9 protein-coding genes and 1 pseudogene are annotated in these 11,613 nt (G+C 65.0%); 5 read left to right on the forward strand and 5 right to left on the reverse strand.

The annotated features are described in order from the left end of the window. The coding region (locus BOO71_RS26595; RefSeq protein ID WP_368482897.1) for a transposase at positions 1 to 687 on the reverse strand (687 nt) is incomplete at its 3' end. A gap of 106 nt (positions 688 to 793) precedes the next feature. Further along, a pseudogene (locus BOO71_RS28980) lies at positions 794 to 1,424 on the reverse strand (transposase); the annotation flags it as partial. A 198-nt stretch (positions 1,425 to 1,622) separates the two neighbouring features. On the opposite strand from BOO71_RS28980, the gene BOO71_RS26080 reads away from it, so the two are divergent. From BOO71_RS26080 to BOO71_RS26100, 5 genes are all read left to right on the forward strand, one after another. Further along, a complete protein-coding gene (locus BOO71_RS26080) occupies positions 1,623 to 2,078 on the forward strand; it encodes a DUF3197 domain-containing protein (RefSeq protein WP_083653857.1) in 456 nt (151 codons plus the stop codon). A 655-nt stretch (positions 2,079 to 2,733) separates the two neighbouring features. Beyond that, positions 2,734 to 5,589, forward strand: coding sequence for a sensor domain-containing protein (locus tag BOO71_RS26085; protein WP_254843298.1), 2,856 nt, complete (start codon positions 2,734 to 2,736; stop codon positions 5,587 to 5,589). Between the two features lie 117 nt (positions 5,590 to 5,706). Beyond that, positions 5,707 to 6,081 carry a nuclear transport factor 2 family protein gene (locus BOO71_RS26090; protein WP_075837126.1) on the forward strand — a complete coding sequence of 125 codons (375 nt, stop codon included), beginning with the start codon at positions 5,707 to 5,709 and terminating at the stop codon, positions 6,079 to 6,081. A gap of 217 nt (positions 6,082 to 6,298) precedes the next feature. Further along, positions 6,299 to 7,027 carry a 23S rRNA (guanosine(2251)-2'-O)-methyltransferase RlmB gene (gene rlmB / locus BOO71_RS26095; RefSeq protein WP_075837127.1) on the forward strand — a complete coding sequence of 243 codons (729 nt, stop codon included), beginning with the start codon at positions 6,299 to 6,301 and terminating at the stop codon, positions 7,025 to 7,027. Positions 7,028 to 7,160: 133 nt separating this feature from the next. Continuing rightward, positions 7,161 to 8,084, forward strand: a complete 924-nt coding sequence (locus tag BOO71_RS26100) for an aldose 1-epimerase (protein WP_075837128.1) — start codon at positions 7,161 to 7,163, stop codon at positions 8,082 to 8,084. 10 nt (positions 8,085 to 8,094) lie between these two features. On the opposite strand, the gene BOO71_RS26105 is transcribed toward BOO71_RS26100, so the two are convergent. The 3 genes from BOO71_RS26105 to BOO71_RS26115 all read right to left on the reverse strand — a co-directional run bounded on the left by BOO71_RS26105 (position 8,095) and on the right by BOO71_RS26115 (position 10,970). Next, positions 8,095 to 8,325: a hypothetical protein gene (locus tag BOO71_RS26105; protein WP_075837129.1), complete on the reverse strand. Its 231-nt coding sequence runs from the start codon at positions 8,323 to 8,325 to the stop codon at positions 8,095 to 8,097. A gap of 56 nt (positions 8,326 to 8,381) precedes the next feature. Continuing rightward, a complete protein-coding gene (locus BOO71_RS26110) occupies positions 8,382 to 9,458 on the reverse strand; it encodes a S1C family serine protease (protein WP_075837130.1) in 1,077 nt (358 codons plus the stop codon). Positions 9,459 to 9,683: 225 nt separating this feature from the next. Beyond that, complete coding sequence (locus BOO71_RS26115) at positions 9,684 to 10,970, reverse strand: nitrilase-related carbon-nitrogen hydrolase (protein ID WP_075837131.1); 1,287 nt, start codon at positions 10,968 to 10,970, stop codon at positions 9,684 to 9,686. Positions 10,971 to 11,613: the final 643 nt, after the last annotated feature.

Below are 11,613 nucleotides of genomic sequence, written 5' to 3' on the forward strand. Positions count from 1 at the left end.
GGCAACCACCTGCATCACGCAGCCGTAAACCCAGCCCTTTTCGAACAGACAGCGCTTCTTTCCGATTTGGACATCCCCGAACCACTGATCGACGCGCAATTCGTCCACCACGCTGTCAGCCCGGATGCGAATCACGCGGCGGATCTTCCGTTTCCGCAGAAAGGTGAACCACTGCTTTCCCACGAACTCCCGGTCGGCCACCAGAGCCTTCCAGCGCTGTGCTGGAAGGCTCTCAAGCAACCTCGCCACCAGTCGCTCACGGGTGGCCGAGTCACTGCATCCACCGTGATCCAGCGCCACCCAGACGAGGGGGAGCGTGAATCCCTCCAACACGACGCCCAGAACGAGTAGGTTGAGCGGAGTGTCACCATGCTCCCAATTTGTGCGGTCCAGGCTGAGGACCAGCTTCCCAGCAGGGAGAAGCGAGATCAGAAAGGACAGGAAGAAATTCCTGTCCAGTTGCGGATCCTGTATACACCGTCCCAGACGCTTTTTCTTGGCTTCTGGGGAGCCAGTCCCAGGCATGGCCTGGGACCACTGCTGCTGATTGGTGGAGCGCTGCTCAACCAGCGCACATATCGCATCCTGGGCACGTTGCAGAGTATCGCGGCGCAAGAAGGGGAAGCGTTCTTTCAGGAGCTGGACGAACTTGATAGCGTCGATCTGGGCGGCTTCTTCTTGTTTCACAGCTTCAGGAAGCCGCCTACTGCCGTTTCAGACTACGATCAAATGCCCAAACGGCAAAAATGCCGTTCAGAACACTGTCAACATCAAGTTGTCCAGTACTGAAGGCCCACACTTCCATGCCACCCACCCTCGTATCCGCTTTCAGACGGATACATGGCGCAATCCTGAACCGTTTCAACGTCTGGAACCAGTCCTGCCCGATAAATTCACGGTCTGCCAGCAAGGACAGTTTTTTGCCGTCCAGGAGTGGAAGAACGGATTTGATCAACGCAATTCGGGTGGCGGTGTTGCTGTTGCCGCCGTGCGGCAGCAACACCCACGCGATAGGGAGTGCAAACGTGCGCCAGGAGACACTTAAGATCAGAATATTGAGATGTTGTTTGCCCCATTTCCAGTTGCGGACAAGCGTCCTCATGGGCGTCTGTTCTGCCCAAGAAGGTGCGGTCCAGGATCAGAAGCAGTTGCTTCTGATCCTGGAGAAAAGACAGCACGAAGCGCACGATCAGGAGCTGATCCAGCTCGAACTGGACAAAGCGTTTGAGCCTCTTGTAGACGGTGTTTTCACTTCCATCCAGGTGGATAATCGGGAGCAGTTTCCACAAGACGACGGTTCGAGCTTCAACGAGAGCAAGGATCAGGGCGCTGAGGACGGTCAACCTGCGGGGATCAAAACCGAAGTGCGGGCGCAAGAGGTCAAACAGGCTATCTTGGGGGCGTCGGCTCTGGGTGTCTTTCATTGCAGGAAACACCGTACTGGAGCCGACTTTTCCTGTCTACTCCCGACTTTTGTACCCTAGAGAAGCGTGGCCCGCAGCATTCAGGATGGACGGCGGGCCGGATTCGCTCGGCACTGGGCATGCAGGGAGGCAGGCTGGTGCATGTGCTGGCGGCAGCGGTGGGCCACAGCCAGGGTCCGGGGTCTGTAGACTGCGGCCATGACCACTACCGCGTCCCTGCAAATTGCCGACCCGCTGGGCGTTCCCGGAGCGCCGCAGGAAACGCTGACCGCCATGATGGCGCACCTGGAACGGTTCCATTCCGGGGGCGCGGTGGGCCAGCTCATCCTGGTCACGGACCGGCAGGGAGACCGGGACCGCGCGGGCTACGCGGTGGTCCTCATCGCGGGGCCAGTGGTGACGGTGGCGGCCCAGGCTTTCGGGCCGCGCTACGGGCAGCCCGGCATGCAGGCGCTGGAGCAACTGGTGCGCTGGGCGCAGGACCACGAATGGCTGGTGCGCGAGACCGTGCTGAACGGCTCGGACTTCACGCGGGTCATCGACGAACCGGACACCGCCGAGATCAGAAAACTGGTGGCGGCCAGCAACCCCAGCGATCCGGGCATCTATCTGGTCTGGCCCGCTGCCTGGAAAGAGGAACGCTGGCAGGACTGATCTTTCAGGCTGGATTTTCAGAGCAGACACGCGCAGAAAGCAAATGAGCTTCTGCGCGTGTCTGCTCTGTTATTCCTGCCGACGCCGCCTCCGCAGGCCACAGCCAGCCAACACATACCCAGCCAGCGCCGGGACGTGGGCGGGGAGCGCACTGTCGCCTGCCTAACGCCGTGAAATTTTCCACCTGTGACGATGGCCCCGGGGCCAGGAAACCGCGCCTGGACGGCGGCAATGGGGGGGGATGGGGGCACCCGTGGGCCTGTGCGGCCCAGCCTCTAGACCTTAAAAAGAGCGTGTGGATGGGCTTTTTCAGGCCAGCGGCAGATGCCTGAATGACTGACAGGTCAGTTTTCGCCGTATCTCACGCACTTTCTTGAATGATTGGGGTAAGAGTTCGGGTGACAGGATAACCCTCAGGTGATCATCACCGGCCCTGTCCTCCCTTCGCTGCCCCATTTTTTCCATGCTCTTTCCTGCCGGGCGGCTGCGTTCTTCCTGAACTTCCGTGTTCGTCCCGCTCTGTTTTTTTCAACCTCTGTCCGCCGCCCGCCGTGGCCCGTTTTCACCGCTTCCTTCCTGTCCTTTTTCCCGCTGCTGCGTTTTCCCACCAGGACCGAACATTCAAAAGCGTCTAGAGACGCGAGGTAACTTCAGCGTGACTCCTTCCCTGTCCAAATCCAAGCGTGCGGCCCCGGACCCCGTGACCGGGAAACGCACCAGCCGCCCAGCCCCCATTCAGATCAGCGCCCCAGTCCAGGCCCCGGTCCATGTGCCCAGCACGGACCATTCCAGCTCGGCGCTGCACACGGCCCTGCGCGATCTGCTGCGCGTCCACGCGCCGGAAGCGGCGTTGCTGGCGCGGGTGGGCGGCACGGTGCTGCACCTCCAGAACGACGTCATGGAGCTGTGCGGCCCGGAACTGGAGCCACCAGAAGCGTGGCTGGAAAGCGGCGAGATGACCTGGCTGTCGCGTGACGGCGAACTGCTGGGACTGCTGTGGAGCGACGGTGGGCCGGAAGGCAAGCCCGTGTCGGCCACGGCCACCGAGGTGCTGACCATGCTGCTGGCAGCCTCGCGCCCGGACGGGGCGGGGCGGGAAGCCGAGGTGCTGGTCACGCAGCTTCCGGTGGCCACCGCCTGGCTGACCCCCGAACTGGTGTTCCGGCGGGTCAGCCGCCCCTTTCTGGAGCTGCTGGACATCAGCGACGCCGGGGTGCTAGGCCGCACGGTGGCTGAGGTGCTGCCCGGCCATCCGGCGCTGGTGCAAGCGCTTCAGGGCGCGGTGGCAGGCCGTTCGGTGCGCCTGCCCGACGCGCTGCTTTCTGCCAGAGGGGCAGACACCGCCCCGCGCTGGGTGCGCGGCGAGGCCCGGCCCTACCTGGGCGGCTGGGGCGCGGGCGTGATGCTGACCTTGCAGGACGTGAGCGGCGAATACGAGCGGGCGGCGCGGGTCTCAGCACTGCTGGACACCCGCACGCCCGCCGCGCTGCTCACAGAGGACGGAACTGTTCTGCATGCCAGCCCCGGCCTGAGCGAACTGGCCCCGCAGGTTCCCGGTCAGCCGGTTCCGGTACTGATCGGCGCGCCCCTGTGGGACTGGCCCGGCTTCGACAGCACATCCGTGGCGGCGGCGCGTGATCTGGTGCGGCTGGCGGCGGCGGGGGGCGAGGCACAGGCGGACCTGACCCTGGCCGGGGGCGAGACGCTGACCCTGAGTGTGCGCCGTTCTGCGGCCAGCGGGCTGCTGGTGGCCGAGAGCGTGGGCGCACCTGTGGGCGGCGCGGCCCCGCTGGGACTGATCACGCAGATGCTGGCGCTGTCCGAGGACGCCACCGTGCTGGTGGACGCCGCTGGCCGGGCGCAACTGATCAACGAGCGCGCCGCATTGCTGCTGGGCGTGGAAGCCTCCCGGCTGGTAGGCCTGGGATTAACGCGGGTGCTGGGCGAACTGGGGGTCAAGGTCTTTTCGCCGGACGGCCAACCGCTGGCCCTGCCTGACTGGCGTAGCCTGCCATCCCCGGCCTGCCGCGAGGTGCTGCTGGCGCTGCCCGGCCACTCGCTGCGCCACATGGAACTGCGCGTGACCCCGGTGGGACCGGAAACGGGACGCCGCGAGACGAGCAACCGGGGCAATGCCCAGTCGGGCGGCCTGCTGCTCACCCTGCGCGACGTGACCGTGCTGCGCCGCGCCGAGGCCAAGATGCACCACGACGCCCGCCACGACGCCCTGACCGGCCTGCACAACCGCGTGGGCCTGCGCGAGGACCTGGCAGCCCTGGAGAAGACTGAGTCGGAAACGGCTGGGCTGGAGACGGTTGGGCTGGAAACGGCTAAAACCCCAGCGGGCGCACTGGTCTGCCTGAACATCGACGGTTTCGGTGCCCTGAACACCGCGCTGGGCCGGGTGACCTGTGACCGCCTATTGATCGGTCTGGCCGCCCGCCTGAGCGACGTGGCCGGTGGGAAGGGCGGCAGCGCGGCCCGGCTGGAAGGCGGCACCTTTGCCGTGCTGCTGCCGGGCCTGGACATCCACGACGCGCTGGAGGCCGTGCAGCGCGCCCTGAGCGTTCCGCTGCGCTGCGGCCCGCGCGAGACGCCCCTGACCTTTGCGCTGGGGGTGGCTGCACTGGGCGGGACCATAGAAGACAGCATCTCGAACGCCGAGATCGCCGTGCGCCACGCCCGGCAGCAGGGCCGGGGCGGACTGGGCTTCTACACCCCTGCCCTGCGCGCCGGGGTCCGCAGCGCCTACGCGCTGGAAGAGGACCTGCGCGGCGCACTCACCGCCCGTGAATTCACGCTGCTGTATCAGCCGGTGCTGGGCCTGAAGTCTGGCAAGCCGCTGGGCGCGGAATCGCTGCTGCGCTGGCAGCACCCCGAACTGGGCCTGCTGCTGCCCCACAGCTTTCTGGAGGTGGCGGGCCGCAGCGAACTGATCACGCACATCGGTGAGTGGGTGGTCGAGGAAGCCGTGGCCAGCCGGGACCGCGTGCGCGCCGCGTGCGGTGAGGCGCACCCCGAATGGCAGGTCTCGGTAAACCTGAGCCTGGAAGAACTGCGCCGCAGCGAGGGCCTGAGCCGCCTGCTGCCGCTGCTGAGCGCCCAGGGTGCGCCGGATATCGAGGTCACGGCGGGCAGTCTGCTGGACCACAGCGAGGAAACGCTGGGCATGCTGGAGCAACTGCGCAGCCACGGCGCACGCCTGAGCGTCGATGATTTCGGCGACGGCGCGGGCAGCAACCTCAGCGCCCTGACCCGTTTTCCGCTGGACGCCATCAAGCTGCACCCCACCCTGACTGCCCGCCTGCCCGGCGACCCCAGGGTGGTCACGCTGGTGGCCTCGACCATCGATCTGGCGCACCGCCTGGGCCTGAAGGTGGTGGCCGTGGGCGTGGAAAGAAGCGAGCAACTGGACATCCTGCGCGAACTGGGCTGCGACGCCGCGCAGGGCTACGGGGTCTGCCCGCCGCTGCCCGAAACGGAATTGCTGGCCTGGCTCGCTGAGCGCTGAGATATAAGGAGTTGGGATACAGGGCGCTGGGAACAGCCTCTTGCTCCCAGCTTCACCAAACTTTTTGATGGTAAGGCCACACACCCTCTAAAGGCGGGCCGGGTGGTCTGGTGAGGCATGACCACCACTGAAGAGTTCATGAGCGCGCTGCAACACGCCGAATCCAGCAAGGACCCCTCCGGGCTGGTGGCCCTGCACGCCGGAGACGTGACCCTGAGCAACCTGACCACCCGGACCTGGAAAGGCACCGACGGGGCGCAGGCGTTCTGGGAATCGTACCTGAGCGACTTCGAGACGATTCACAGCGAATTCACGCACCACCACGAGAGTGGCGGCCAGGGCGTGATGGAATGGAACGCCACGGGCAAACTGAAGAACGGGGACGACATTAATTACCGGGGCGTCAGCATCATCGAGATCGAAGGCGGCAAGGTGGGCGCGTTCCGCACCTATTACGACAGCGCAGCGTTCGTCAAGCCTGTCGCAGAATAATTCCGTCTATTTCGTGCGGCAATCGGGACCGCGCCGATTCCCACACTCCACGCCCGGAACCCGTTTTTCTCACACTCGCTTCGCTCGGATTTTCAGGTGTTTCCAACACCTTCCAATCGGAGTCCATCCAACCTCCGCCCGTCCTCAAGGCCCTCCAGTTGTGAGGGCTTTTTCTTGTTTTGCCAGTGCGGCGCCCCCTTGCCCTAGACTGCCCGGCATGTTGCTGTATGGAAGGAATCCGGTGCTGGAAGCCCTGAAGGACGGACGGGTGAGCGAGGTGCTGGTCGCGCGCGGCGTCGAGGAAAGCTTCGTGAACGAGCTGAAAGCCGAAGTCGGGGAAAGCGGCGTGCGTCTGCGTTTCACCGCGCGCATCGAACTGGACCAGTTGGCCGGGACCACCGCCCACCAGGGCGTGATGGCCGAGGTAGAGGACCTGGCCTGGGCCAGCGTGGACGACATTCTGGACCGCGCCGAGGCAAAGGGCGAGGAGTTGCTGATCGTGCTGCTGGACGGCATCACCGATCCGCGTAACTTTGGGGCCATTATCCGCAGCGCCGAGGTGCTGGGCGCGCACGGCGTGGTGGTGGAGGAACGCCGCAGCGCCCCGCTGTCGCCCGTGGTGGCCAAAACGGCGGCGGGAGCCACCAGTTTCCTGCCAGTGGCGCAGACCAAGAACCTGCCCCGCCTGATCGACGCCCTCAAAGAAGACCGGGTGTGGGTCTACGGCGCAGCGGGCGAGTCGGCTCAGGACGTGACCAAAACCGATTTCAGCGGGCGCGTGGCCCTGGTGATCGGCGCGGAGGGCGAGGGCCTGCGCCGTCTGGTCCGCGAGAAATGCGACGTCCTGGTCAGCATCCCCACGCGGGGGCAGGTAGACAGCCTGAACGCCTCGGTGGCGGCGGGCATCCTGATTCATGAGGTGATGCGCGGGCGTGGCAAGGCGTGATACGGATTCCGTCTGTTTCGTTAACAAACCGGGAAAGCTCCGGTTCGTTCACTCCACGCCCGGAACCCGTTTTTCTCCTTCTCGCATCCGCTTGGATTTCATTGTTTTTGCAAACGATTCAATCGGAGTCCGCATGACCCAGCCTGAAATCCGCAGCACCGAGACGATCTCCAGTGGGGCGATGACCCTGGAAGTGCTGCCCGATCTGGGGGCCAGCGTCCTGAATCTGCGCGCCGCGTCGGGCCGCCCGGTGCTGCGGGCCGTGAATACGGCGGATGTGGAGACCAGCAGCCAGTGCGCCAGCTTTCTGCTGATCCCGTTTTCCAACCGCATCCGGGACGCTCACTTTCCTTTTGAACGTCAGGACGTGCAGCTTGCACCCAACACCAAAAATGGGCTGGCCCAGCACGGCGATGTCCGCAACCGCCCCTGGACGGTCACGCGGGCCTCCGACAGTCACCTGATCTGCGATTTCGACAGCCGGAAGTTCAGCGATATGAACTGGCCGTGGGCCTTCACGGCGCGCGTGGAATACCGCCTGCACGGGCCGCATCTGGACACCACCATTACGCTGACCAACGCCGACACGCAGGACATGCCCGCCGGAATGGGGATACACCCGTACTTCGAGCGCCTTCAGGACGGCATCGATCCAGCCCTGGAGTTCGACGCCCCGTTGACCTACGACACCGACGAACGGCAACTGACGGTGGGCGGATCACGCGAGGTCCAGCCCGACGAGGATTTCCGCACGCCCACTCCCATCGGTTCCAGACAGGTGGACCAGACCTACACCGCCTGGGACGGCATCGTGCGGCTGGACTGGTCAGCGAATGGAAAGCCTACGCGGGCGCTGGTCCAGACCGCCGACAACGTCTATTCGCATCTGGTGGTCTTCACCGCACCCGACGGCAACCTGGCGCTGGAACCCGTCTCTCACGCCACCGACGCCTTCAATCTGGCGGCACAGGGCGTGGCGGGCGTGGACATGCGGGTGCTGTCGCCGGGGCAGAGTCTGGCAGGAACGGTGCGGATCACGCTGGAAGGACAGTGGTGAGCAGCCAGCGCTAAGCCGCGTTTGTTGCCAGTAGTTCGCCGTCCATGCCACGCAGCTCGAAGCCGGGACGGGGGCGGTCTGCCAGCCAGCGCAACGCATCCAGCAGGTCGTCGGTCTCGCGCATCACTTCCGGCTGGGTGGTGCTAGCAACGTCTCCTGTCCAGACGACGCGGTAGGCACGGGTGGCGCTGGGCGGCGTCCACGGCACGCCCGCTTCCTCTTTCATAAATGCGCTAGACATCCGATTAGCTTACTGGGACAGGATGAAACGCAGATAGGCGCAGCGTAATGCCGCCTTTACTCGTCTGGCAGGTCAGGAAGGCTGGCCTTAGCCACCAGGGTGATCCGGGTTTCACGGGGCTGTTTGTCACGCAGGTAACCGATGGTCACGGTATCGCCGACCTCACCGCTCCTCAGGGCAGTGATGACCTCGTTGGCGTCGCGGGTGCGCTGGCCGCCCACGGTGGTGATGGTGTCGCCCAGCTTCACCAGATTGCTGTTGGCGTCATAATCGCCGCCTATCAGCCCAGCACGGTCCGCCGGACTGCCCCGGACCACCCGCGCGATCACGCCGCCAGATGGCTCGACCAACCCGCTGTGAAAACTGTCCAGCTCGATGCCCAGCACCGGAGTGTCACGCTTCTCGCCAGTCCTCAGCGCCGTGATCAGGTTATCGCCGTCTACCACCGGGACCGCGTAACTGCGCCGGGTGATGCCGCTGCTGTCCACACTGATGTAACTGACCACGCCAATCGCGTTGCCCAGCCCATCGATGATCGGGCCACCGCTGTCGCCGGGGGCCAGCGGGGCGTTCATTTCCAGCGTGCCCTGCGGGAAATCGGCGCGGGACGCCGAAGCGCCCAGTCGCAGCAACTTGCCGCGCCGGGGTTGCAGGAAGTCTCCCCCACTGTTGCCCACCGCCAGCACCGTCTCGCCCACGCGCGGCGCACGCGTCACCAGCGGCAGGAAGGGAAACGGCCCGCGTCCCTGGACTTCCAGCAGCGCCACATCCGCCCGCGCATCGAAGGCGGTTACCTTGGCTCGGTACGACTTGCCGTCCAGCGTGCTGATCTGAAACAGCGTGCCCAGGCTGACAACATGGTAGGCAGTCAGCACCTGCCCGGTGTCGCTGATGAAAAAGCCGGTGCCGATGCCCGCCTCGCGCGTGCGGGGGTCCAGACTCTCCACGCGCACGGTGGCGGGGCGAACCTTCTCGAACAGCGCCTGGGCGGCCTCGGGCAACGTGCCCGGCAGGGTGGTGGACACCTGCGGCGACTGCTTGGGCACCAGCTCGAACTTCGGCTGCCAGTTGGGCAGCAGGTAAGCCCCCAGCGCCAGGATGAGCAGAACGGGAAGCCAGGGCGAAAAGCGCACCCGCGCAGTCTAGAACGGCCCACATACGGGCAAGGTAGGCAAAGGCACGCAAGTGGGGGTGGCGCGGCGGGGGGGACTCAGCCCCGGACAGTTTCCAAATTTCCACCCAGGACAGCATATTCAAACCTTCGCTCAGCTTGTGGCGTCCGATGAGGATAGAACCCCATCTTGACCAGAGGGATCACATCACCATGAAGCGAGACAGGTCATCGTCGAAGCCCTGGCCTAACGCCTGGACCGGAGCGCAGAGATGGCGGCGATCAGGCCCAGCCCAGCCAGCAGCCACACCCCTGCCGAAGAGACGCGGCGTGGCCTGTCCACCTGCGTCAGGATGACTTCCACGGCCTGTTCATGTGGGGTACGGGGCGGCGGGATCAGTGTGCTGGCAGGCAATTCCAGGTCCGCGTGCAGCACGTCCGTGCGGTAAGCGTCCTCGCGCGGGTGACCGCTCTGGGCGGCGAGTTGCTGGCCCACCGCACGCAATTGCGCGTGGGGGCCATCCGTCACCCAGGGCGTCAGGGCCAGAAAACCGGGGCGCGGCTCGGTCATCACGTAGCTGCGAAGCTCCGGGGCGTCCGCCGCGCGGCCAGTGATGGCGCTCTGACCGTCGAAGCTGAGGTCCAGCAGGTTGCCCACCACCATCGGATTGACCGCATAGCGAATGCTGCGGCCTGAGGTGGTGGCCGTCCAGCTCGATTCCAGCCACGCCACCGGCTGATCGCGGACGTTGTCCGGGTCCGGCGGCAGACCTTCCAGAGAGGTCCACGCTGCGCCATTGGCGTCGGGTTGCAGCAGCACGGTGCAGCCCCCCGCCTCCAGCCGCCCGATCACGTCTGCGCGGAAGGCGTCCAGGCTGATGGCCACCCCCAGATCGCCCACCGGCGTGGGAAAGACGCGCATCTCGCTGAGCCTGCCCGGGGTCAGGTCCACGCCGCCTGCCTCCTCGGCAGGGGTCAGGTGGACCTTGTCGGTCACGCCGATCAAGCTGCCGTCCGGGGCCAGCAGCACGGTCTGGTTGGTCAGGGTGGCCGCCTCGCGCACAGGCTGGCCGTTCACCAGACTGTAGCGGGGCATGGGCACACTGCCGCAGCACAGATACACGCCGTACTCGCGGGCCAGGTCGCGGCAGGTGTGCAGGTACAGGCGGGCGTTGTCCGGGCTGGCCGCCAGTTGCAGCGCGCGGATGGGTGAGACCCTTTCGCGCAGTATCACGGGCAGCGCACGGGGCAGGCGGGCCAGGAACAGGGCCAGGGCCACCCGCTCGAAGGTTTTCAGGGGCAGTGCCCAGCCCGCACCACGCAGCACCAGCGGCAGGCCATTCAGCTCGGTCAGAACCACCAGATTGGGGCGATCCGGCGAGAAATGAGGCTGCGCCGCCTGCAACTGGCCATGCAGCCAGCTTCGGAAAGCACCGTCGCTGACGAAGTTCTCTGCGCTCCATTTCGGTTGCACGGCAATGGCCCGGAAGCGGCGCAGCGGGCCAGCCGTCTGATCGGTCTGCGGGGCAGTCATAACCTCAGGCTAGCGGTTTAGAAGCGGGGCGTGATGCTGGCAGGGTCGGCTCATCCTGCCTTCCAGAGAGTTGGAGTCAGGAGGAACGTCAGCATCGGCTCCAAAATCGAAATCCCTCGCGCGTGGATGTTCTGCACTGCCTGACCGAAGGCGAGATACAGCGGCAACCACCATCATCACTCTGCCAGAGCCGTCCAAAACTGCAAGATATGAGTTGACTCTTCTACACGCGAAGACACATCGCCTCACCGCCCTGGTCACAATCCCCTGGCCGCGCTGAACCAGTTGGACGTTGGACCTGATTGAGATCAAAGCCTGGGGTAGACACAGGCCTTTATCTCAAGCGAGTACAAAAAAAGATCGGGGCCGATCAGCATTGAGGTGTGAAACCAAAACCGATCAGCCCACTGCCCTTTCTAACTCAAATTCCAGACTGGCGCGATCCCAACCGCATTACTTATTCCTGGGATGCGCTCTGGGCGCTCTACTCAGTGGCCCTGAGAACATCCTGGCGCTCGCTTCCTGGCTCTCTATGTACCGTGAGCCGCTGTGTCAGCGGCTCAGCTTGCCCGGTATCCCCCACCAAGCCACGCTGTATCGCAACTCCCCGGAATCTTGATTTCGCTCTCGAACCGCTCCAACA

The sequence above is a fragment of the Deinococcus marmoris genome (assembly GCF_001949125.1).
Classification (GTDB): Bacteria; Deinococcota; Deinococci; order Deinococcales; family Deinococcaceae; genus Deinococcus; species Deinococcus marmoris_A.